The following is a 21511-nucleotide window of genomic DNA, read 5'->3' as shown; positions in this document are numbered from 1 at the left end:
TGTATAGAGCCCCCGTTTCAGGGCGGAGAGAGGGCCGCAGCACGGGCGCATGGCGCCGCAACGGTGAATGGGTGTCGAGATGGAAAAGTGGTCGCCGGGTTCGTGGAGGCAGAAGCCGATCCAGCAGGTGCCCTCCTATCCGGACGAGCAGGTCCTGCGCGAGGTCGAGGCCCGCATGGCCACCTATCCGCCGCTGGTCTTCGCCGGCGAGGCGCGCCGGCTGAAGCGCGACCTGGCCGCCGTGGCGGCCGGCCAGGGCTTCCTGCTGCAGGGCGGCGATTGCGCCGAGAGCTTCGCCGAGCACGGCGCCGACAACATCCGCGACTTCTTCCGCGTCTTCCTGCAGATGGCGGTGGTGCTGACCTTCGCCGGCTCGCAGCCGGTGGTCAAGGTCGGCCGCATCGCCGGCCAGTTCGCCAAGCCGCGCTCGTCCGACAGCGAGCGGCGCGGCGACGTGGTGCTGCCGAGCTACCGCGGCGACATCATCAACGGCCCCGATTTCGACGAGATGTCGCGGCTGCCCGACCCGCTGCGCCAGGAGATGGCCTACCGCCAGTCGGCCGCCACGCTGAACCTGCTGCGCGCCTTCGCCCAGGGCGGCTTCGCCAACCTCGAGAACGTGCACAAGTGGATGCTGGGCTTCATCTCCGACAGCCCGCAGGCCGAGCGCTACGAGGCCCTCGCCAACCGCATCACCGAGACCATCGACTTCATGCGCGCCGTCGGCATCACCGGCGACAGCAACCAGGCGCTGCGCGAGACCGATTTCTTCACCAGCCACGAGGCGCTGCTGCTCGGCTACGAGGAGGCGCTGACGCGCATCGATTCCACCTCCGGCGACTGGTACGCGACCTCCGGCCACATGCTGTGGATCGGCGACCGCACGCGCCAGGCCGACCACGCCCATGTCGAATACTGCCGCGGCGTGAAGAATCCGCTCGGGCTGAAGTGCGGGCCGTCGATCGAGACCGACGACCTGCTGCGGCTGATCGACACGCTCAGCCCCGACAACGAGCCCGGCCGGCTGACGCTGATCTGCCGCTTCGGCGCCGACAAGGCGCCCGAGCACCTGCCGCGGCTGATCCGCGCGGTCGAGCGCGAGGGCCGCAAGGTGGTGTGGTCGTGCGATCCCATGCACGGCAACACGATCACCGCGGCCGGCTACAAGACGCGGCCCTTCGACCGCATCCTCAAGGAGGTCGAGACCTTCTTCGCCGTGCACCGCGCCGAGGGCACGCATCCCGGCGGCATCCACGTCGAGATGACCGGCAAGAACGTGACCGAGTGCACCGGCGGCGCGCGGGCCATCCGCGACGACGAGCTGCAGGACCGCTACCACACCCATTGCGATCCGCGGCTCAACGCCGACCAGGCCCTCGAGCTCGCCTTCCTGATGGCCGAGCTCCTGAAGAAGGAGCGCGCCGCGCAGCCCCGCCAGGCCGTCGGCGCCTAGCTCCCGTCGCAGCCGGGCGCCGCGCCCGGTGTGCGCCTCCGGCGGGCCGCTCGGATCGCCCGCAGGCCGTGCGGCGCGCGCGCCGCGCCTTTCGGCGTCACCGTGCCCCGCGCGGCCGCATTGGCCGGGGGCCGCAGCCCGCCCGGTCGCGCGCCCGCGGCATTGTCCCGTTCCGTACACACGATTGTAATCGCGCGCTGCGCGGCTATCGCTGGGGCCTGTGCATTGCTTCGATGGATCCGCTGCCGGGCTCTTGTCAAAGCACGACCGGAGTGCCTGTCATGCCCATTTTGCCGCGTTCACCGAAACCGGAAGACCTGCTGCTCGGCATGGCGCTCGCCGCCGTGATCGGCGCGATCCTCGCCTACATGCTGCTCGGCGGCACGGAATAGACCGCCCGCGGCCGCGACGCCCGCGACCGGCGCCCTCGCGCCGGTCGGCCGAACGGTCCCGGCAGGACGTGCCGAGGCGCGTCGGAGGGCGAACCCGCGACGCCCGGCCGCGCGCGCGAGCCGTTCCGCTTTTTCACCGCCACGCAGACCGCCGCTAGCTGCTCGGCGCGCGCACGTCGGCCACCTTGCGGAGCGCCGTTTCCAGCCGCGCGTCGCGGCCATAGACGTCGCCGTGATAGGCGACCGCGCCGGCCGAGTCCGGCCAGGCGGTGAAGTAGCCGACATAGACGGGGATCTTGCGCGGCACGTCCTGGCGCGAATGGCCCGCGCGCACCCGCTCGGAGACGCGGCTTTCCTGCCAGTCGAGCACCGCGGCGGCCATCGCGCGCGGGTCCTGCAGGCGCACGCAGCCGTGGCTGTAGGCGCGCGTGTCGCGCTCGAACAGGTGCCGCGCCGGCGTGTCGTGCATGTAGATGGCGTGCTTGTTGGGGAACATGATCTTCAGCTCGCCGAGCGCGTTGCTCTTGCCCGGCTTCTGGCGCACGTCGAACGGGATTTGCGCGCCATACGCGCCCCAGTTGACCGCCGCCGACGAGACGCGCCGGCCGCTGCGGTCGGTCACCTCGTAACCGGCGCGGTCGAGATAGCCGGGATCGCGCACCAGCTTGGGCAGCATCTCGTTGACCAGGATCGAGCGCGGCACGCCCCAGTAGGGGTTGAACTCGACATACTCGATCTCGTCGTGGAAGAAGCTCGTCTGGTTGGCCTTGGTGCCGACCACCGTGCGCATCGACAGCCGCTCGCGGCCGCCTTCGATGAAGTCGGCGCGGAAGCCGGCCGCGTTGATGACGACGCGCGGGTCGCCGAGCTCCGAGGGGTGCCAGCGCAGCCGCTCCAGCGCCAGCAGCACCTTGTCGATGCGCGCCTGCTTCGACTCGCCGGCCAGCGCGCCGACCGTACGCGGGCCGATGATGCCGTCGGGGTTGAGCCCGCGGGCGCGCTGCGCCGCCTTGATGACCGGCACCAGCGCGCTGTCGTAGGTCTCGCTGCCGAGATGGCGGGCGAGCGTCGCGCCGTGCTCGGCGCGGAAGGCGGCGTCGGCGTCGCGCTCGATGATCGTCAGGATCTTGGCGAACTCGGGATCGCTGCCGCCGGGCCGCACGAAGGTGTCGGGCGCCACGACGATCGCCTTCTCCTGGCTGCCGCGCAGCGTCTCCAGCTCCACGCGCAGCGCGCCATAGGCGGCGTTCTGCGGGTGGAAGGATTCGAGATAGACGCCGGAATCGCGCGTGCGCGCCATCACGTCGAGCACATGCGCCAGGTCGAGCGGCCGTTCGGACAGGTCGTGATAGCCCGACAGCTTGTTCGGCTCGACGCGCCCGCCATGCGCGTCGCGCGCATAGCGCAGCACGCGCGCCGACAGCGCCAGCTCGAAGCGCACCAGCGCGTGCAGCCGCTCTTCCGCCTTGCTCAGCCGGAACACCGCCGGCGGCACGGCGACCGCGTAGTCGGCGGCCGACAGGCCGTGGCTCTGCGCCTCGCCCAGCACGCGCAGCGCCGCCTCGGCCCGCGCGTTGGGATGGTGGCCGTCGACCCAGATGAAGGACGGGTTGTCGCCGTAGCGCTCGATCAGCGCCGCGGCGATCGGCTTCTCGGCGTAGAGATCGAGCGGCCCGAGCCCGGCCACCGCGGCGCGGAAGCCGTCGCGCCCGCCCGCCGCGTCGAAGGCGGCCGGCTGCGGCGCCGCCAGCGCGTCGAGGAGCGCCTCGGTCTCCACCCGCACCAGCGCCTCGGGCGTGTAGTCGTAGAAGGAGGGCGAGGAGATCCTGACCCGCGGTGCGCGCCGGGTGGACGGCTCGGGCTGCGCGCGGCGCACCGGTTCGCGCTCGACGCGCGAATTGTTCAGCCGGTTGCCGCCGAACAGCATGTCGAAGATGTTCTGCGCGGCCGCCTCGCCGAGCCCGACGCCGAGCACCGCCGCCGCGACCACCGCCACAGACGCGGTTCGCGCGCTGCCTCTTCCGCTGCCCCTGAACGCCATGCCCACCTGCCTCAGCTCGTTGCCGCGCGGCGTCCGTCCCGGCCGGTCGCCGCCGATTCACTATAGAGACTTCAACGGCACCCGTTAAGGCTCCGTTCCCGGCGGCGGGCCGCGCCGGCGCCGTGCTCGCGCGATCGTGACCGGCCCTCGCCGGTGGACTTTTCGCGTGCCGGCGGTAAAACGCGGGCGAGACACCCCCTCTGACCGACCAGGAGCCCCTTCGTGGCCGAAGCGATCTCCGAGCTGTTCCCGCTCGCCGCCGACGAAACCCCCTACCGCAAGCTGACCGACCGGCACGTGTCGACCGACACCTTCCGCGGCCAGGAGGTCCTCGCCGTCGAGGCCGAGGGCCTGCGGCTTCTGTCCGAGGCCGCCTTCGCCGACATCAACCACCTGCTCAGGCCCGGCCACCTGGAGCAGCTCGCCGCCATCCTCGACGATCCCGAAGCGACCGACAACGACCGCTTCGTCGCCTACGACCTGCTGAAGAACGCCAACATCGCCGCCGGCGGCGTGCTGCCGATGTGCCAGGACACCGGCACGGCGATCGTCATGGGCAAGAAGGGCCGCCGCGTGTGGACCGACGGCGGCGACGCCGAGGCGCTCGGCCGCGGCGTGCTCGACGCCTACGAGAAGAAGAACCTGCGCTACTCGCAGCTCGCCCCGCTGTCGATGTTCGAGGAGAAGAACACGCGCACCAACCTGCCCGCGCAGATCGACATCTACGAGGAGGGCGAGGACGCCTACAAGTTCCTGTTCGTCGCCAAGGGCGGCGGCTCGGCCAACAAGACCTTCCTCTACCAGGGCACGCCGTCGCTGCTCACGCACGAGCGCCTGGTCGCCTTCCTGAAGGAGAAGATCCTCACGCTCGGCACCGCCGCCTGCCCGCCCTACCATCTGGCGATCGTCATCGGCGGCACCTCGGCCGAGATGAACCTGAAGACCGTCAAGCTCGCCTCGACGCGCTATCTCGACGAGCTGCCGAGCGCGGGCGGCAGCGACGGCCACGCCTTCCGCGACCGCGCCATGGAGGCCGAGATCCACAAGCTGACCCAGTCGCTCGGCGTCGGCGCCCAGTTCGGCGGCAAGTACTTCTGCCACGACGTGCGCGTCATCCGCCTGCCGCGGCACGGCGCCTCGCTGCCGATCGGCCTTGGCGTGTCGTGCTCGGCCGACCGCCAGGCGCTCGGCAAGATCACCCGCGAGGGCATCTTCCTGGAGGCGCTGGAGACCAACCCGGCGCGCTTCATGCCGGAGATCGACGAGGCGGCGCTGTCCGGCGGCGTGGTCGCGGTCGACCTCAACCAGCCAATGGAGCAGGTTCTCAGGCAACTGACGCAACACCCCGTCAAGACTCGGCTTTCGCTGTCCGGCCCCATCATCGTGGCGCGCGACCTGGCGCATGCCAGGATCCGTGCCCGGCTGGAGGCCGGCGAGCCGATGCCCGACTACTTCAAGAACCACCCGATCTACTACGCCGGACCGGCCAAGACGCCGGAGGGCTATGCCTCCGGCTCCTTCGGGCCGACCACGGCCGGGCGCATGGATTCCTACGTCGACCAGTTCCAGTCGTTCGGCGGCTCGATGGTGATGCTGGCCAAGGGCAACCGCTCGCGCCAGGTGCGCGAGGCCTGCGCCAGGCATGGCGGCTTCTATCTCGGCTCGATCGGCGGCGCCGCCGCGCAGCTCGCGCAGGACTGCATCCGCCACGTCGAGGTGGTCGAGTATCCCGAGCTCGGCATGGAGGCGGTGTGGCGCATCGAGGTGGAGAACTTCCCCGCCTTCATCATCATCGACGACAAGGGCAACGACTTCTTCAAGGAGTTCGACCTCGGCTGACCGGCCGCGCCATGCGAGGGAGGAGACGATGAGGAAGGGCATCGCGACGCTGGTCGCCGAGGCCGAGGCCGAGATCGCCGCGCTCGCGCCGGCCGAGGCGGCCGCGCTGCTTCACGACGGCGACACCGTGTTCGTCGACCTGCGCGACATCCGCGAGCTGGAGCGCGAAGGCCGCATCCCCGGCGCGCGCCACTGTCCGCGCGGCATGCTGGAGTTCTGGGTCGACCCCGACAGCCCCTACCACAAGCCCTATTTCGCCTCGGGCAAGCGCTTCGTCTTCTTCTGCGCGGCGGGCTGGCGCTCCGCGCTCGCCACCAAGACGGCGCAGGACATGGGCCTCGAGCCGGTCTGCCACGTCAGCGGCGGCTTCGCGGCCTGGCGCGACGCCGGCCTGCCGGTCGACCCGCCGGGCCGCAAGGACGGCGCGGCCGGCTCATGAGACGGCCGTCAGCCGCGGTCCGGGCGCGGCGAAGCGGACGATCTCGCCCACCACCTGCGGATCGGCGATGATGCGCCGGTGCCCCTGACCGGGCGCCCAGGAAAGCCGCACATGCGGCCCGGCCGCGGCGAAGGCCTCGGCATTGGCCGCCGCCACCTGCCGGTCGTCGGGCGCGTGCACCACCAGCGTGGGGATCGGCAGCTCGGCGAGCTGGCGTGCGCCGACGAAGGTTTCCAGCGGATTGCCGGCAAGCCGCTCCACCGCGTCGGCGAGCGCGGTCTGGGTGCGCGGCCCGAGGCCGAGAAAGCCGCCGAACGAGGTGAAGATCGCCGGCATCGAGCTCGGCGCCGCGATCAGCACCAGCCGGCCGACGCGCACCGGCTTGATGCCGCGGATCGAGCCGACCGCCGCGTTGACCGCCACCGCGCCGCCGAAGGAATGGCCGACGATCAGCGCCAGCGGCCCGAACCACTCGGCCGCCGTCGCCACCGCCGCCACGGCGTTGGCCATGTGCAGGCGCCGGCCGGGCGAGCCGCCGTGCCCCGGCAGGTCGAGCGCCACCACCCGGTGGCCGGCCCGCACCAGGCCGTCGACGATCTGGCGCATGTGCTCGGTGCGCGAGCGCCAGCCGTGCAGCACCAGCGCCGTGGGCCACGGCTTCGGCCGCCCGACCGGGCGGAACTCGTGCGCCACGACGACGCCGTAGCGCGTCGTCAGCCGGTGGTGGCGCGCCTCGGCCAGCCATTCCCGTGCCTCGGCCAGCCGGCGCTTCTCGCGCTGCGGCAGCCGGCCGGGATCGGGCGTGCGGCTGAACAGCCGGAACGCCGCCCGGCCCGCCAGGTTTGGCGCCAGATGCTCGGCCGTGGCAAAAACGCCGCGGATGACCATATGCCCGAACGATGCCATAGTGAGCCCAACCGTTATTCGTTCAATGATGAACAAATTAGTTCAAGAATGAACAAGAAGCAAGATCTGCCCTGGGACAATCCGCGCTTCCGCAACTGGATCGCCGTGGTGCGCGCGGAAAAGGCCGTGGTGCGCGCGCTGTCCCGCGCGCTGGCGCCGCTCGACCTGAAGATCGCGCAGCTCGACATGCTGATGAACCTGTACCGCCATCCCGGCCTGTCGCAGCACGACCTCGCCCGCCGCCTGCTCGTCGGCCGCTCCAACATCACCATGCTGCTGCCGCAGCTCGAGAAGCAGGGCCTGCTGCGCCGCGAGAGCGACGAGAACGACCGCCGCGTGCTGCGCCTCTACCTGACGCCGGACGGCGAGGCGCGGCTGAAACAGGCGCTCGCCATCTACACCGAGCTGATCGACCGCGTGATGGCGCAGTCCTCGCCGGCCGAATGCGACGCCATGGGCGAGCAGATGCGCCGCATCACCGAGGCGCTCGACGGCGCCTGAGCCGCCGCCGGCCCGCGTGCCGCGCCGGCGCGCTAGCCGAACGTTAACCATGTTGGCCGACCCTTGGGCATCCGAGCTCTCGTTTTCCGAGTGTGTCCCATGCGTCGCCCGCTTCGTCTCGCCCTTGCCGCCGTCCTCCTCGGCGCCCTCGCCGCCGCCGGCTGCACCAGCAAGCCGCGCGGCGAGGCGGAATTGCCCCGGCTCGCCTTCGGCGCCGAGCCCAATGCCGACCTGACGCGGCCCGACATCCTGCTCGATTTTCCCTCAGGGCGCGGCGGGCTCGCCGGCCGCACGATCCGCGTCGGCGGCCTCGACGATCTGGTGCTCGCGCGCAAGGAGGTGGTGCTCACCTTCGACGACGGGCCGGTGCGCGGCAAGACGCCGGCGATCCTCGACGCGCTCGACCGGCACGGCGTCCGGGCGACCTTCCTGATGGTCGGCCAGATGGCCCGCAGCTACCCCGATCTGGTGCGCGAGGTGGCGCGCCGCGGTCACACGATCGGCACGCACACGCAGAGCCATCCCGACCTGTCGGGCATGGCGTTCGACGCCGCCGTGGCCGAGATCGAGCGCGGCCGCGCCAGCGTCGACGCCGCGCTGGTGCCGAGCGGGCGCAAGGCCGCGCCGTTCTTCCGCTTCCCCTATCTCGCCGACACCGCGCGGCTGCGCCGTCACCTGGCCATGCGGGGCGTGGTGGTGGTCCACCCGTCGGTCGATTCCAAGGACTATTTCGTCTCCACCCCCGACCAGGTGCGCGCCCGCACGCTTGCCGCGCTCGAGCGCGCCGGCTCCGGCATCGTGCTGTTCCACGACCTGCACGCGCGCACCGTCGCCATGCTGCCCGACTTCCTCGACGACCTCGCCGCGCGCGGCTATCGCGTGGTGCACCTGGTGCCGCGCTCGCCGGCCGGCGGCGCGCTCGTGAGCGCGGCGCTCTCCGCGGACGAGTGACGGCGAAGGGGCGGCGCTACTCCAGCGTCTTCTTCGCCCGCTCCGGCCATTGCGCGTCATAGGCCGCCGCGTCGATGCGCGCCTGGCTGGTCGCGGCCAGCATGCGGCCCGGGCTCGGCAGGTCGGCCGCGTCGACGTGGCGCTGCGGGTTCCACAGCTCGGCCCGCTGGATCGCCCGCGCGCACTGGAAGTAGACGCGCTCCACCGCCACCACGATCACCGAGCGCGGCGCCTTGCCGTCGACCGCGAAGCTGTCGCACAGCGCCGCGTCGGTCGTCAGGTGCGCGCGGCCGTTGACGCGCAGCGTCGTGCCCGAGCCCGGCACCAGGAACAGCAGCGCCACGCGCCCGTCGCGCACGATGTTCGACAGCGTGTCCACGCGGTTGTTGCCGCGTCGGTCGGGCATCGTCAGCGTGCGCTCGTCGTCCACCCGCACGAAGCCGGCGAGATCACCGCGCGGCGAGCAGTCGAGCCCCTCCGGCCCGGCGCTCGCCAGCGCCACGAAGGGCGAGGCGGCGATGAGGGCGGCGTATTCCGGGATCACCCGGTCGACCTCCTTGACCAGCGCGGCCTCCGCCGGTGTGCCGTAGAGCGCGGTCAGCGCCGCCATGCTGTCGATCGTCGTCATCGCTCCGTCCGTCGCTTCCGGTGCCCGTGCCCTGCTCCCGACGCGTCCGCGCGCGGGCACTTCCGTTCCCGCTTCGCCCGCGACCGCGCTACCGCGGATCGCGGCTCAGTCCCTTTTCCGCCAGCTCGTCGAGATAGCCCTGCCAGCGCGCCTGCTTCTCGCGGCCGAGCGTGGCCAGGTACGGCCAGGTGAAGATGCCGGTGTCGTGCCGGTCGTCGAAGACGATGCGCACCGCGTAGTTGCCGACCGGCTCGATGCCGGCGATCGCCACGGCGCGCTTGCCCGGCACCGTGACGCGCTGCTCCGGCGAATGGCCCTGCACCTCGGCCGAGGGCGACAGCACGCGCAGCAGCTCCGCCTCGAGCGTCGCCGTCTCGCCGTCGGCGAAGCGCACCGTCAGCGTGCGCCGGTCCTTCGACACCCTGAGTTCGCTCGGTGGCTGCATGGCCCTCACCCGTCTGCCGGGCGCCGCCTGGCGGCCCCCAACGACCCGTCGCGTTTCCAGGCGAATTGGAAACCGGTTCGCCCGTTCGGAAACGCGTCGGGACGACACCGTGGCGCCGATCTGCGATTCCGTGCACGGCAGCTCGGCTCTAGACCGTTCGCGACGGCTTGAAAAGCCCCGCGCCGCCGCTGCCCCTGCCGGCGTCGGCCTCTGGCCGATTGCGCGGCACGGCGCCTTTGCCTAGACCCGGACGATGACGACGACCGCCGCCCGCCCGCTCGTCGGCATCCTGCTCATGGTGCTGTTCTGCGCGCTGGCGCCGCTCGGCGATTCCATGGCCAAGCTGCTCGGCGAGTCCGTGCCGCTGTTCCAGCTTCTGGTGGTGCGCTTCGCCGCCCAGGCCGGCCTGCTCCTGCCCATCGTGTGGTGGAGCGGCCTGTCGCTCGCCATGTCGCGGCGCGTCTTCGCGCTCACCGCGCTGCGCACGCTGTTCCACATCGCCGGCATCGGCGCCATGTTCGCCGCGCTGCGCTACCTGCCGCTCGCCGACGCGGTGGCCATCGCCTTCGTCATGCCGTTCATCATGCTGGCGCTCGGCAAGATGGTGCTCAACGAGGACATCGGCCCGCGCCGGCTGGCGGCCTGCGTCGTCGGCTTCGTCGGCACGCTGCTCGTCGTCCAGCCGCGCTTCGTCGAGGTCGGCCTGCCGGCGCTCCTGCCGCTCGGCGTGGCGCTCGCCTTCGCGCTCTACATGATGGTGACGCGGCAGATCGCGCATGCCACCGACCCGATCTCCATGCAGGCCGTCAGCGGCCTGATGGCGAGCGCCGGCTTCGCGCTGCTCGCGCTCGCCACCGCCGGGCTCGACCTGCCCGCCCTCGCCTTCATCGCGCCCTCGCCGCGCGACGTGGCGCTGCTCGCCACGCTCGGCGTGCTCGGCACGCTCGCCCATCTGGTGATGACCTGGGCGCTGCGCTACGCGCCGTCGGCGACGCTGGCGCCGATCCAGTATCTCGAGATCCCGTTCGCCACGCTGATCGGCTGGCTGATCTTCCGCGACCTGCCGAACGGGCTTGCCGCGCTCGGCATCGTGGTGACGATGGCGGCCGGGCTCTACATCGTGTTCCGCGAGCGCGCCATCGCCCGGCCGCTGCCGCCGGAGACGTGAGGCGGGCCGGCGCCGGCGAAGCGGGAACCCGGTCCGGCGTCGGCGAACGCGTCGCGGCAACGAACCCGCGCCGGCCCGCGTTCTCGGTTCGCGGCCGCACGGATCGAAGCCGGTGTCGCACCAAGTCACGCTTTGCCTCGACCGGCGGATCGATGCTAGGAAGGCGTGGCTGCGGCCTTGCAATCGCGGCGCGGAATTCGCACCTGCGATGCGGGGCCCCGGCCACCAGAAGACGGCAGCGAGAGGACGGTATGAATCCCGACAGCAGCATGATCGACCCCTTCGGCCGCGCCATCACCTATCTGCGCGTCTCGGTGACGGACCGCTGCGACTTCCGCTGCGTCTACTGCATGGCGGAGGACATGACCTTCCTGCCCAAGCGCGACCTGCTCACCCTCGAGGAGCTCGACCGGCTGTGCACCGTCTTCGTCGAGAAGGGCGTGCGCAAGCTGCGGCTGACCGGCGGCGAGCCGCTGGTGCGCAAGAACATCATGCATCTCATCAACGAGCTGTCGCGCCACCTGAAGTCCGGCGCGCTGGAGGAGCTGACGCTGACCACCAACGGCTCGCAGCTGTCCCGCTTCGCCGACGAGCTGGCGGCGGCCGGCGTGCGCCGCATCAACGTGTCGCTCGACACGCTCGACCCCGACAAGTTCCGCGCCATCACCCGCTGGGGCGACCTCGAGCGCGTGATGCGCGGCATCGAGGCGGCCGAGCGCGCCGGCCTCAGGATCAAGATCAACGCCGTCGCCCTCAAGGGCTTCAACGACGTCGAGATCCCCGACATGATGCGCTGGGCGCACGGCCGCGGCATGGACTTCACGCTGATCGAGACGATGCCGATGGGCGAGATCGACGCCGACCGCACCGACCAGTACCTGCCGCTGTCGCAGGTGCGCGCGGAGCTGGCCGAGCGCTTCACGCTGACCGACATCCCCTACCGCACCGGCGGCCCGGCGCGCTATGTCGAGGTCGCCGAGACCGGCGGCCGGCTCGGCTTCATCACGCCGCTGACGCACAATTTCTGCGAAAGCTGCAACCGCGTGCGGCTGACCTGCACCGGCACGCTCTACATGTGCCTCGGCCAGGAGGACGCCGCCGACCTGCGCGCCCCCTTGCGCGCCTCGGAGGGCAACGCGCTCGTCGCGGCGGCCATCGACGAGGCGATCGGCCGCAAGCCGAAGGGCCACGACTTCGTCATCGACCGCACGACGCGCCGCCCCGCCGTCTCGCGCCACATGAGCGTCACCGGCGGCTAGGGCCTTTCCAGGCGACGTGGAACCCCTTCCGCCGTCCGCAAACGCGTCGAAACGATAAGCGGGAGCCGATCTGCGATTCCGCGAAAGGCAGATCGGCTTTGGGCCGCCCGAGCGCGGCGGCCGCGCGCCGCGCCGCTTCTGCTGACAGCCTGCCCTGCCGCCGCGCCTGGCCCTACCGCGGGTCCGGCCCTGCCCGTTGCGCCGCCGCGACCGTCTCCGTAAGAGTGGCCGGTCAGGCGATGTCACCGGGTTCGATGCTTGTCTTCTTCCGCCAATCTCCGCGGGGCGCTGTTCATGGCCGTTTCGATGGCCGGCTTCGCCTCGAACGACGCGATCGTGAAGTCGCTGGCCGGGCAGATGAACATGGGCCAGGTGATGGCCGTGCGCGGGCTGTTCGCCACCGTGCTGATCGGCCTTCTGGCCTGGCGCGCCGGCGCGCTGGCCGCGCCGAAGCGGCTTCTCCATCCCATGGTGCTGCTGCGCACCGCCGGCGAGATCGGCGCCACGACCTTCTTTCTGCTCGCCCTCGCCCGGCTGCCCATCGCCAACGTCTCGGCCGTTCTGCAGGCGCTGCCGCTCGCCGTCACCATGGGCGCGGCGCTGGTGCTCGGCGAGCCGGTCGGCTGGCGCCGCTGGCTGGCCATCGGCCTCGGCTTCCTCGGCGTGCTGATCGTCGTGCGGCCGGGCTTCGAGGGCTTCGACGCCTATGCGCTGCTGGCCCTCGTCAGCGTGCTGTTCGCCGCCACGCGCGATATCGCCACCCGGCGCGTGCCGGCCGAAATCCCCTCGCTCATGCTGTCGAGCGCCAGCGCGATCGCCGTCACGCTCGCCGGTGCCGCGCTGGTCACGCCGTTCGGCGGCTGGCAGCCGGTGGCGCCCACCTCGGCCGCCATGCTGCTCGGCGCGGCGGTGCTGCTGCTGTTCGGCTATCAGTTCATCATCATGGCGGTACGCGAGGGCGACATCGCCTTCGTCGCGCCGTTCCGCTACACCGCGCTGCTGTGGTCGATCCTGCTCGGCATGCTGGTGTTCGGCGAGATCCCCGACGGGCCGATGCTGACGGGCGCGGCGATCATCGTCGGCTCCGGCCTCTACGCGCTCTACCGCGAGCGCCGCGTCGGCCGGCTGCAGCCGGTCACGCGCAGCACCGATGCGGGCATGGCGCCCGACGGGCTCTAGGCCGATGAGGACCGACGAGCCGCAGAACCCGCAGGCCGGCCGCGCCCCGGCCGAGCTGGCGCCGGTGCGCTATTTCGACCGCACCACGCCGCCGCACATCACCACGCTGGTGCTGGCGACGGCGACCGGTGCCGTGGCGATGAACATCTTCCTGCCGTCGCTGCCGGGCATGGCGCGCTATTTCGAGGCCGATTACGCGCTGGTGCAGCTCGCCGTGTCGCTCTATCTCGGCGCGACGGCCATCCTGCAGCTCGCCATCGGCCCGGCCTCCGACCGCTTCGGCCGCCGCCCGGTGATGCTGTTCTGCTTCGCCGTCTTCGTCGTCTCCACCTTCGCCGCGATCCACGCGCCGACCATCGAGGTGCTGCTCGCCTGGCGCGTGCTGCAGGCCTTCGCGGCGGCCGGCATGGTGCTGTCGCGCGCCATCGTGCGCGACACGGTCGACGCCGATTCGGCGGCCAGCAAGATCGGCTACGTCACCATGGGCATGACGCTGGCGCCGATGACCGGACCGACCATCGGCGGCCTGCTCGACGAGCATTTCGGCTGGCAGTCGACCTTCTACCTGATCCTGGTCTTCGGTCTCGTCTCGCTGATCGTCGTCTATTTCGACCTCGGCGAGACCAAGCTGCAGCGCTCGGCCAGCATGGCGGCGCAGATCCGCGCCTATCCCGAGCTGGCGCGCTCGCTGCGCTTCTGGGGCTACACCGCCACGGCCGCCTTCGCCTCCGGCGCCTTCTTCGCCTTTCTCGGCGGCGGCCCGTTCGTCGCCACCGAGATCCTCGGCCTCAGCCCGTCGGCCTACGGCATGTATTTCGCGCTTCTGCCGGTCGGCTACATGATCGGCAACTTCCTGGCCGGCCGCTTCTCGCGCCAGGTCGGCCTCAACCGCATGATGCTGACCGGCAACATCGTCGCGCTCGTCGGCCTGGCGCCGGCCATCCCGCTGTTCGCCTTCGGCTACGGCCACGCGCTGGCGCTGTTCGGGCCGACCTTCTTCGTCGGCGTCGGCAACGGCATGACGCTGCCCAACGCCAATGCCGGCATCGTCAGCGTGCGCCCGCACCTGTCGGGCTCGGCCTCCGGCCTCGGCGGCGCGCTGCAGATCGGCGGCGGCGCGGCGCTGTCGGTGCTCGCCGGCGTGCTGCTGTCGACCGAGAGCGGCCCCTACCCGCTGCTCTGGCTGATGCTGTTCTCCTCGCTGGCCGCCATCGTCTCCACCCTCTACGTCATCTGGGTCGCGCGCCGCCGCGGCGCGCTGTAGCGCACGCGCCGCCATGCCGCGCGAAACCGCTTCCCGCGTCTCGCCATCCTGGTCTATGCCGAAAGCATGAGTGCGATCGCGGGCATCATCCTGGCGGGCGGCCGCGCCACGCGCATGGGCGGCGGCGACAAGGCGCTGCTGCGGCTCGCCGGCCGGCCGCTGGTCGAGCACGTGCAGGCGCGGCTGGCGCCGCAGGTCGCCGCCCTGGCACTCAACGCCAACGGCGACCCGGCCCGCTTCGCGGCGACCGGCCTGCCGGTGATCGCCGACACGCTGCCCGGCCGGCCGGGGCCGCTCGCCGGCGTGCTCGCCGGCATGCTGTGGGCCCGCACCGCGCTGCCCGGCGCCACGGCCCTCGCCACCGCGCCGGTCGACTGCCCCTTCCTGCCCGGCGATCTCGTCGCCCGGCTCGCCGCGGCCGCCGCGCCCGGCACCATCGCGCTCGCCCGCTCGGCCGGCCGCCGCCACCCGGTCGCCGCGCTGTGGCCGCTGGCGCTCGCCGACGACCTCGCCGCCTTCCTCGCCGCCGGCCACGCCCGCGTCGGCGCCTTCGCCGGAACGCGCCACCCCGCCGTCGCCGTCGACTTCGCCGACGGCGGCATCGACCCGTTCTTCAACGTCAACACGCCGGCCGATCTCGCCACGGCCGGGCGCCATTGCGCGGCGGCGGCCCGGTGACCGCCGTTCTCGGCATCGTCGGCTGGAAGGCGTCCGGCAAGACGACGCTCGCCGCCCGGCTGATCGCCGAGCTGACGCGCCGCGGCCGCACGGTGGCGAGCGTCAAGCACAGCCACCACCCGCTGGCGCCGGAGCGGCCGGGCACCGACACCTGGCGCCACCGGCAGGCTGGCGCCCGGCAGGTCGCGCTGCTGACGCCGGCGGGCTGGGCGCTCGACGGCGTGCCGCAGCCCGGCCCGCCCGCCACGCTCGACACCGTGCTCGCCCGGCTGGCAGCGTGCGACCTCGTCCTGGTCGAGGGCTTGAAGCGCGCCGCGCACGGCAAGATCGAGTGCCGCCGCGCCGCCGCCGCCGACCGCGCGCCGCTCGCCGGCGAGGTGCCGGGCGTCGTGGCGATCGCCGCCGACGGCCCGGCCGAGGGCGGCGGCCTGCCGGTCTTCCCGCTCGACGCGATCCCGGCGATCGCCGATTTCGTCGAGGCCTATGGCCGGCGGGCGGAGGCACGGGACGCTTGACGACGCGGCGCCGGCGGTGGTTTCTCGCCGGACCGGACAATCGCAAAGGGAGCGAAAGCGCGATGGCGAAGGTGGCGTTTCTCGGGCTCGGCGTCATGGGCTACCCCATGGCCGGCCATCTCAGGAGCAAGGGCGGGCACGAGGTCACGGTCTACAACCGCACCGCCGCCAAGGCGAGACAATGGGTCGAGGAGCATGGCGGCGCCAGCGCCGACACGCCGGCCGAAGCCGCCCGCGACCAGGACTTCGTCTTCGCCTGCGTCGGCAATGACGACGACCTGCGCGCCGTCACGCTCGGCCCCGACGGCGCCTTCGGCGCGATGAAGGCGGGCGCCGTCTTCATCGACAACACCACCGCATCGGCCGAGATGGCGCGCGAGCTCGACGCGGCGGCCGGCGAGCGCGGCTTCGGCTTCCTCGACGCCCCGGTCTCCGGCGGCCAGGCGGGTGCGGAGAACGGCGTGCTGACGGTGATGTGCGGCGGCGAGCAGGCGACCTTCGACAGGGCGCGGCCGGTGATCGACGCCTATGCCCGCATGGTCGGGCTGATGGGTCCGGCCGGCGCCGGCCAGCTCACCAAGATGATCAACCAGATCTGCATCGCCGGCCTGCTGCAGGGCCTGGCCGAGGGCATCCATTTCGGCAAGCGCGCCGGCCTCGACATCGAGAAGGTGGTCGACGTCATCGCCAAGGGCGCGGCCGGCTCCTGGCAGATGGAGAACCGCCACAAGACGATGAACGCCGGCAGCTACGATTTCGGCTTCGCCGTCGACTGGATGCGCAAGGATCTCGGCATCTGCCTCGCCGAGGCCGACCGCAACGGCGCCCGGCTGCCGGTCACCGCGCTGGTCGACCAGTTCTACAAGGAGGTGCAGGAGATCGGCGGCCGGCGCTGGGACACCTCCTCGCTGCTCGCCCGGCTCGAACGCTGAGCCGATGGACGCGCCGGCGCCGCACTGGGACGCCGCGCGCATCCTGGCGCATCTCGGCGCCCACGCCTCGGCGGAAGACCGCGCCGGCATGGCGCGGTTCGGCATCAACACCGCGCGCGCCTTCGGCATCGGCAACGCCGCGCTGCGGCCGCTCGCCCGGGCGCTGGGGCGCGACCACGCGCGCGCCCTCGCCCTGTGGCGCAGCGGCTGGCGCGAGGCGCGGCTGCTCGCCTGCTTCACCGCGGAGCCCGGCCGGGTGACGGCCGCCCAGGCGCGAGGCTGGGCCGGCGATCTCGACAGCTGGGAGGTGACCGACCACGCCGCCGCGCTGTTCGTCGAGGCGGGCCTGGCCGAGGCGCTGGTGCCGGAGTTCGCCGCCGACGCGCGGCTCTTCGTGCGCCGCGCCGGCTTCGCCATGATGGCCTGGGGCGCGGTGCACATCGAGCCGCGTCCGGACGCGGCCGCGCCCGACCGGCTGTTCCTCGAGTGGCTGCGGATCGTCGAGGCGACCGCGCTGGCCGGCGACGCGCGGCCTTATGTGCGCAAGGCGGTCGACTGGGCGCTGCGCCAGATCGGCAAGCGCAGCGAGCGCCTGCACGGCGCGGCGCTGGCGCTCGCCCGCCGGCTCGCCGCCGCGCCGGACCGCACCGCCCGCCGCATCGGCCGCACCGCCATGCGCGAGCTCGAGGCGGACACGACGCGCGCCCGGCTCGCCGCCAGGGCGCGCCGGGCCGCCGGCCGCGCGGCGCGATGAGGCGGCCGGCCGCTCAGGCCGCCGCGCTGGAGCCGGCCGGCTCCTTGGTCAGCACCAGATAGTCGAGCGGCAGCTCGGTCGTGTACTTGATCTGCTCCATGGCGAAGGCCGAGGAGACGTCGCGGATCTCGATCTTCGCGATCAGCCGCTTGTAGAAGGCGTCATAGGCCGCGATGTCGGGCACCACGACGCGCAGCAGATAGTCGACCTCGCCGCTCATGCGGTAGAACTCGACCACCTCGGGAAACTCCTGGATCACCTCGGAGAAGCGCTTCAGCCATTCGTGGCTGTGCGCGTTGGTGCGGATCGACACGAACACCGTCACGCGCGTGTTGACCTTGACCGGGTCGAGCACCGCCACCCGGCGGCGGATCACGCCCTCCTCCTCCAGCTTCTGGATGCGCCGCCAGCACGGCGTGGTGGACAGGCCGACCTTCTTGGCGATGTCGGCGACGGCCAGCGTCGAATCCTCCTGCAGCAGGCGCAGGATCTTGCGGTCCAGTCTGTCCATCGGGGTGCTCCGTCGAAAAATCACTCTATTCTGACTGCGCAATTCCCAATAACAAGAAAATATCCTTCGCGGTACCGCGCTTTCATGAGAATGACATTCTTCATTTCGGCGAAGTGAGCGTGTGCACGCGCTGCCGCAGCGCCGGCACCAGCTCGGCCTCGAACCACGGGTTGCGCTTCAGCCAGCCGGTGTTGCGCCACGAGGGGTGCGGCAGCGGCAGCACGTGCGGCCGCGCGTCGCGCTCCAGGTGCCGGCGCCAGTCCAGCACCGTTTCGGTCAGGCTGCGGCCGCGCCGGTCGCCGAGATGCCAGGCCTGGGCGTACTGGCCGATGGCCAGCACCAGCGCGATCTGCGGCATGTGGGCGAGCAGCGCGGCGCGCCAGGCCGGCGCGCATTCGCGCCGCGGCGGCAGGTCGCCGCCGCGCGCGTCCTGGCCGGGAAAGCAGAAGCCCATCGGCGCGATGGCGAACAGCGCCGGATCGTAGAAGGCGGCGCGGTCGACGCCGAGCCAGCCGCGCAGCCGGTCGCCCGAGCGGTCGTCGAACGGCAGCCCCGAGGCGTGCACGCGGGTGCCCGGCGCCTGGCCGGCGATCAGGATGCGCGCGGTCGACGAGCCGACGACCACCGGCCGCGGCGTGTGCGGCATCGGCCGGTCGGTCGGGCAGTCGACGCAGATGCGGCATGCTCGGATGCGGCCGAGCAGGCGCTCGAGCGCGGGATCGGCCGGCACGGCGGCGGACGGCGCCCGCTCAGGCGCCGGCGCTCGGCCGCGCGGCGACCGTGTGGTACCAGCGCGCCAGGTGGTCGAGGTCCTGCGGCATGGCGATGCGCGCCGGCTTCATCAGCTCGACGGAGACCAGGCCGGTGATGTCGGCGATGGAGAAGGCGTCGCCGGCGATGAAGGCGCGGTCGGCCAGCGCGCCGTCGAGCAGCCGCAGGAACTCGAGCGCCTTCGGCTTGTTCGCCTCGCCCCACTCGGCGATCTGCGGCACCTCCCAGCCCTTCATCGCCGGGTGGATGTGGCGGAAGGCCTGCGCCACCGGGAACAGCAGGTGAAACTCCACGCGGCGCTGCCACATCTCGACCAGCGCCTTGCCCAGGGCGCCGGTGCCGAACAGCGGCGGCTCGGGATGCAGCTCCTCGAAATAGCGGCAGATGGCGACCGATTCGCTGAGCACGGTGCCGTCGTCGAGCTCCAGGACCGGCAAGCGCTGCAGCGGATTGAGCGCGGTGATGCGTTCGCTGCGGTGGCCGAGCGCGGCCATGTCGACCGTCTCGAGCGGCACCTCGATGCCCTTTTCCGCCAGGAAGATGCGCACCCGGCGCGGGTTCGAGGCGCGGCCGCCGTCGAAAAGCTTCATGCAGTTGCCTCCTCGCCGGCGCAGGACGGGCCGGCCCGGTCTCCCCTCGTCATGCACGCCGCCGCCGCTGTCGGGCCGGCCCATGCCAAAGGGAGTCTTAATCATTCGCCCCTAGGGTCGAAACGACCGGTCGACCGCAAACCAAGAAGCAGTGGCCCATGGCTGTGCCGCACCCGTCGTCGGCGGACAAGAACATTGTGGACCGCACCAAGCCGCACCGCAACACCGACGTGGCGCGCGCCGTGCGGCGCACGCGCGACCGGCTCTCGCAGCAGGCCGGCAGTCCCGCCTTCGACAGCGAGATGCTGAAGATCCACGCCCGCGCCATCCTCAACAGCGCGCTGGCGATCCCGCTTCTGGTGCTGGTCATCAGCGCCGCCGGGCTGTTCGCCGGCATGGACCACGGCATCCTGGTGTGGGCGCTGGTCACGGCCGCCTGCTACGCCGGCCTCTACGTGCTGGCGCGCCGCGTCGACGGCATGGCCGTCGGCGACGTCGACGCCGAGCGGCTGCGGCCGCTGTTCCTTCTCGGCCATGCCGTCAGCGGCATCGGCTGGGCCTATTTCGTCACGCTCGGCTGCGCCGGCTGCGGCTTTGCCGATCTGCCCGTCGTCCAGGCCGTCATCCTGCTGATGGCGATCGCGGCGACGGCCTTGATCGGCTCCTCGCTCGGCGGCGCGATGGTCGCCACCTTCGCGCTGCCCGTCGCCGTCTACGCGGTGGCCGCCGCGCGCCCGTCGATGCCGGTCGAGACCATCATGACGGCGCTGCTCGTCATCTCGCTGCCCTTCTTCACCTACGTCGCGCGCCATCTCAACCAGGCGGCGGTGATGCTGCTGTCGTTCCGCAGCGAGAAGGACGCGCTGATCGCCGAGCTCGAGACGGCCAAGGCGATCTCCGACGAGGCGCGCCGCCGCGCCGAGGAGGCGAATCTGGCCAAGTCGCGCTTCCTCGCCTCGATGAGCCACGAGCTGCGCACGCCGCTCAACGCCATCCTCGGCTTCTCCGAGGTGATGGCCGGCGAGGTGCTCGGCCCCATCGAGAACGAGACCTACCGCGAATACGCCGGCGACATCCACGGTTCGGGCAAGCACCTGCTGCATCTCATCAACGAGATCCTCGACCTGTCGCGCATCGAGGCCGGCGGCTACCAACTCAACGAGGAGCCGCTGTCGCTCGCCGCCATCGTCGACGAGTGCTGCCACATGATGGAGCTCAAGGCGCGGCAGAAGAACCTGCGCTTCGTGCGCCAGTTCGAGCCCGGCCTGCCGCTGCTGCTGGCCGACGAGCGCTGCGTGCGCCAGATCGCGCTCAACCTCCTGTCCAACGCGGTCAAGTTCACCTCGACCGGCGGCGAGATCCGCGTGCGCGTCGGCTGGACGGCCGGCGGCGGCCAGTATCTGGCGGTGCGCGACAACGGTCCCGGCATCCCGCCGGACGAGATTCCGGTCGTGCTCGCCGCCTTCGGCCAGGGCTCGATCGCCATCAAGAGCGCCGAGCAGGGCACCGGCCTCGGCCTGCCCATCGTGCAGGGCCTGGTGCGGCTGCACGGCGGCGTCTTCGACCTCTCCTCGCGGCTGCGCGAGGGCACCGAGGCGATCGCCGCCTTCCCGCCGACCCGCGTGATGGAGGAGCTGCCGGCGCTGCCCACCGGCCGGCCGGCCGCCCGCGCCGGCTGACGCCCCGCGCGCACCCGCCCTCCGCCCCGACGCTGAAGCGCCGTTCGGCTCCGACGCCGCGCTTCGCCGTCCGCGAACGCCTCGAAACAGCTAGCCGGCCGGCGCGCCGTCCTGCGGCGCCGGCGGCGGCGTGGCCACCGCGGCCGCGCTCTTGACCAGGCTCGCCGCCAGGGCGCCGGCCGTCCCCTCGCCCGCCGCGATGGCGAAATCGACGAGCGGCGTCAGCGCCAGGTGCTCGGCCGCCGCCCGCGCCGCCGGCCCGGCCGCCTCGGCCAGCCGGCAATGGTCGAGCGCCGTCGTCTCGCCTGCCGTCGCCGCCACGACCGCGGCACCGGCCAGCGCCGGCAGGCCGTCGAGGATCACCGGCACGCCCTCGATGCGCGCGGCCAGCACCGCGCCGGCCAGCGCGGCCACCTCGCGCCCGCCGACCCGGCGCAGCGCCTCCAGCGGGTCGCCGAGATGCCGCTCGTTGAGCGCAAGGGCGGCCGTCGCCGCCGCGCCCGCATCCGCCGCCGCGTCGGTGAGCAGCGCCGCGCGCTCCGCGCCGAGGGCCGCGAGCACGGCGCGCGCCGCCACCCCGCCCGCGCCGCCGGCGTCGCCCAGCACGATCAGGTCG

Annotated in this window: 22 protein-coding genes; 14 read left to right on the top strand and 8 right to left on the bottom strand. The window is 72.3% G+C overall.

All coding sequences use genetic code 11. The features are described from left to right. Positions 1-79: 79 nt before the first annotated feature. Entirely contained in the window at positions 80-1453 is a 1374-nt protein-coding gene (locus N1F89_RS15740; protein WP_290085194.1) for a class II 3-deoxy-7-phosphoheptulonate synthase, read from the top strand. 546 nt (positions 1454-1999) lie between these two features. Here the strand turns inward: N1F89_RS15740 and N1F89_RS15735 are convergent. Further along, positions 2000-3841, bottom strand: a complete 1842-nt coding sequence (locus N1F89_RS15735) for a L,D-transpeptidase family protein (RefSeq protein ID WP_290085184.1) — start codon at positions 3839-3841, stop codon at positions 2000-2002. 267 nt (positions 3842-4108) lie between these two features. On the opposite strand from N1F89_RS15735, the gene N1F89_RS15730 reads away from it, so the two are divergent. Together N1F89_RS15730 and N1F89_RS15725 are read left to right on the top strand one after the other, a co-directional pair. Further along, positions 4109-5725 (top strand): fumarate hydratase, encoded by a 1617-nt coding sequence (locus N1F89_RS15730; RefSeq protein WP_290085183.1) that lies wholly within the window; start codon positions 4109-4111, stop codon positions 5723-5725. Between the two features lie 28 nt (positions 5726-5753). Continuing rightward, entirely contained in the window at positions 5754-6164 is a 411-nt protein-coding gene (locus tag N1F89_RS15725; protein ID WP_290085181.1) for a rhodanese-like domain-containing protein, read from the top strand. On the opposite strand, the gene N1F89_RS15720 is transcribed toward N1F89_RS15725, so the two are convergent. Further along, positions 6159-7070, bottom strand: coding sequence for an alpha/beta fold hydrolase (locus N1F89_RS15720; RefSeq protein ID WP_290085180.1), 912 nt, complete (start codon positions 7068-7070; stop codon positions 6159-6161). The genes N1F89_RS15725 and N1F89_RS15720 overlap by 6 nt on opposite strands. A gap of 48 nt (positions 7071-7118) precedes the next feature. Between N1F89_RS15720 and N1F89_RS15715 the strand changes: the two genes are divergently transcribed. Next, complete coding sequence (locus N1F89_RS15715) at positions 7119-7571, top strand: MarR family transcriptional regulator (protein ID WP_290085179.1); 453 nt, start codon at positions 7119-7121, stop codon at positions 7569-7571. A 99-nt stretch (positions 7572-7670) separates the two neighbouring features. Continuing rightward, positions 7671-8522 carry a polysaccharide deacetylase family protein gene (locus N1F89_RS15710; protein ID WP_290085178.1) on the top strand — a complete coding sequence of 284 codons (852 nt, stop codon included), beginning with the start codon at positions 7671-7673 and terminating at the stop codon, positions 8520-8522. A gap of 16 nt (positions 8523-8538) precedes the next feature. On the opposite strand, the gene N1F89_RS15705 is transcribed toward N1F89_RS15710, so the two are convergent. Together N1F89_RS15705 and N1F89_RS15700 are read right to left on the bottom strand one after the other, a co-directional pair. Then, a complete protein-coding gene (locus tag N1F89_RS15705) occupies positions 8539-9150 on the bottom strand; it encodes a pyridoxamine 5'-phosphate oxidase family protein (protein WP_290085177.1) in 612 nt (203 codons plus the stop codon). 88 nt (positions 9151-9238) lie between these two features. Next, positions 9239-9595, bottom strand: coding sequence for a DUF971 domain-containing protein (locus N1F89_RS15700; RefSeq protein ID WP_290085176.1), 357 nt, complete (start codon positions 9593-9595; stop codon positions 9239-9241). Between the two features lie 253 nt (positions 9596-9848). On the opposite strand from N1F89_RS15700, the gene N1F89_RS15695 reads away from it, so the two are divergent. The 8 genes from N1F89_RS15695 (at position 9849) to N1F89_RS15660 (ending at position 17344) form a co-directional block, all read left to right on the top strand. After that, complete coding sequence (locus tag N1F89_RS15695; RefSeq protein WP_290085175.1) at positions 9849-10763, top strand: DMT family transporter; 915 nt, start codon at positions 9849-9851, stop codon at positions 10761-10763. A 251-nt stretch (positions 10764-11014) separates the two neighbouring features. After that, positions 11015-12022, top strand: coding sequence for a GTP 3',8-cyclase MoaA (gene moaA / locus N1F89_RS15690; RefSeq protein WP_290085174.1), 1008 nt, complete (start codon positions 11015-11017; stop codon positions 12020-12022). A 258-nt stretch (positions 12023-12280) separates the two neighbouring features. Beyond that, on the top strand, positions 12281-13201 hold the full coding sequence (locus tag N1F89_RS15685; RefSeq protein WP_290085173.1) for a DMT family transporter: 921 nt from the start codon (positions 12281-12283) through the stop codon (positions 13199-13201). Between the two features lie 55 nt (positions 13202-13256). Further along, entirely contained in the window at positions 13257-14465 is a 1209-nt protein-coding gene (locus N1F89_RS15680) for a multidrug effflux MFS transporter (RefSeq protein ID WP_290085193.1), read from the top strand. 66 nt (positions 14466-14531) lie between these two features. After that, positions 14532-15143, top strand: a complete 612-nt coding sequence (gene mobA / locus N1F89_RS15675; RefSeq protein ID WP_290085172.1) for a molybdenum cofactor guanylyltransferase MobA — start codon at positions 14532-14534, stop codon at positions 15141-15143. After that, entirely contained in the window at positions 15140-15658 is a 519-nt protein-coding gene (gene mobB / locus N1F89_RS15670; protein ID WP_290085171.1) for a molybdopterin-guanine dinucleotide biosynthesis protein B, read from the top strand. Before mobA ends, mobB begins: the two co-directional genes overlap by 4 nt. Positions 15659-15720: 62 nt before the next feature. After that, positions 15721-16590: an NAD(P)-dependent oxidoreductase gene (locus N1F89_RS15665; protein WP_290085170.1), complete on the top strand. Its 870-nt coding sequence runs from the start codon at positions 15721-15723 to the stop codon at positions 16588-16590. 4 nt (positions 16591-16594) lie between these two features. Then, positions 16595-17344, top strand: a complete 750-nt coding sequence (locus N1F89_RS15660) for a DNA alkylation repair protein (protein WP_290085169.1) — start codon at positions 16595-16597, stop codon at positions 17342-17344. Between the two features lie 13 nt (positions 17345-17357). Here N1F89_RS15660 and N1F89_RS15655 read toward each other — a convergent pair whose 3' ends face one another. The 3 genes from N1F89_RS15655 to N1F89_RS15645 all read right to left on the bottom strand — a co-directional run bounded on the left by N1F89_RS15655 (position 17358) and on the right by N1F89_RS15645 (position 19216). Continuing rightward, the gene (locus N1F89_RS15655; RefSeq protein WP_290085168.1) at positions 17358-17855 is read right to left on the bottom strand and encodes an Lrp/AsnC family transcriptional regulator; all 498 of its coding nucleotides are present in this window, start codon (positions 17853-17855) and stop codon (positions 17358-17360) included. Between the two features lie 100 nt (positions 17856-17955). Continuing rightward, positions 17956-18501 (bottom strand): uracil-DNA glycosylase family protein, encoded by a 546-nt coding sequence (locus tag N1F89_RS15650; RefSeq protein ID WP_354670332.1) that lies wholly within the window; start codon positions 18499-18501, stop codon positions 17956-17958. A gap of 103 nt (positions 18502-18604) precedes the next feature. Beyond that, a complete protein-coding gene (locus N1F89_RS15645) occupies positions 18605-19216 on the bottom strand; it encodes a glutathione S-transferase (protein ID WP_290085166.1) in 612 nt (203 codons plus the stop codon). Between the two features lie 158 nt (positions 19217-19374). On the opposite strand from N1F89_RS15645, the gene N1F89_RS15640 reads away from it, so the two are divergent. Next, on the top strand, positions 19375-20895 hold the full coding sequence (locus N1F89_RS15640; RefSeq protein WP_290085165.1) for a HAMP domain-containing sensor histidine kinase: 1521 nt from the start codon (positions 19375-19377) through the stop codon (positions 20893-20895). Between the two features lie 90 nt (positions 20896-20985). Here N1F89_RS15640 and N1F89_RS15635 read toward each other — a convergent pair. Then, positions 20986-21511: nicotinate-nucleotide--dimethylbenzimidazole phosphoribosyltransferase (locus N1F89_RS15635; protein ID WP_290085164.1), on the bottom strand; the 526-nt coding region annotated here is incomplete at its 5' end.

Origin of the sequence: Aquibium sp. A9E412 (assembly GCF_030398335.1) — a bacterium.
Lineage (GTDB): Bacteria > Pseudomonadota > Alphaproteobacteria > Rhizobiales > Rhizobiaceae > A9E412.
This window is presented reverse-complemented; position numbering and strand designations above follow the sequence as displayed.

Coding starts and splice junctions, on each gene's coding strand:
- N1F89_RS15740 (WP_290085194.1), top strand. CDS start 80: ATGGAAAAGTGGTCGCCGGGTTCGTGGAGGCAGAAGCCGATCCAGCAG.
- N1F89_RS15725 (WP_290085181.1), top strand. CDS start 5,754: ATGAGGAAGGGCATCGCGACGCTGGTCGCCGAGGCCGAGGCCGAGATC.
- N1F89_RS15720 (WP_290085180.1), bottom strand. CDS start 7,070: ATGGCATCGTTCGGGCATATGGTCATCCGCGGCGTTTTTGCCACGGCC.
- N1F89_RS15715 (WP_290085179.1), top strand. CDS start 7,119: ATGAACAAGAAGCAAGATCTGCCCTGGGACAATCCGCGCTTCCGCAAC.
- N1F89_RS15710 (WP_290085178.1), top strand. CDS start 7,671: ATGCGTCGCCCGCTTCGTCTCGCCCTTGCCGCCGTCCTCCTCGGCGCC.
- N1F89_RS15705 (WP_290085177.1), bottom strand. CDS start 9,150: ATGACGACGATCGACAGCATGGCGGCGCTGACCGCGCTCTACGGCACA.
- N1F89_RS15700 (WP_290085176.1), bottom strand. CDS start 9,595: ATGCAGCCACCGAGCGAACTCAGGGTGTCGAAGGACCGGCGCACGCTG.
- N1F89_RS15695 (WP_290085175.1), top strand. CDS start 9,849: ATGACGACGACCGCCGCCCGCCCGCTCGTCGGCATCCTGCTCATGGTG.
- moaA (WP_290085174.1), top strand. CDS start 11,015: ATGAATCCCGACAGCAGCATGATCGACCCCTTCGGCCGCGCCATCACC.
- mobA (WP_290085172.1), top strand. CDS start 14,532: ATGAGTGCGATCGCGGGCATCATCCTGGCGGGCGGCCGCGCCACGCGC.
- N1F89_RS15665 (WP_290085170.1), top strand. CDS start 15,721: ATGGCGAAGGTGGCGTTTCTCGGGCTCGGCGTCATGGGCTACCCCATG.
- N1F89_RS15660 (WP_290085169.1), top strand. CDS start 16,595: ATGGACGCGCCGGCGCCGCACTGGGACGCCGCGCGCATCCTGGCGCAT.
- N1F89_RS15655 (WP_290085168.1), bottom strand. CDS start 17,855: ATGGACAGACTGGACCGCAAGATCCTGCGCCTGCTGCAGGAGGATTCG.
- N1F89_RS15650 (WP_354670332.1), bottom strand. CDS start 18,501: ATGCCGCACACGCCGCGGCCGGTGGTCGTCGGCTCGTCGACCGCGCGC.
- N1F89_RS15645 (WP_290085166.1), bottom strand. CDS start 19,216: ATGAAGCTTTTCGACGGCGGCCGCGCCTCGAACCCGCGCCGGGTGCGC.
- N1F89_RS15640 (WP_290085165.1), top strand. CDS start 19,375: ATGGCTGTGCCGCACCCGTCGTCGGCGGACAAGAACATTGTGGACCGC.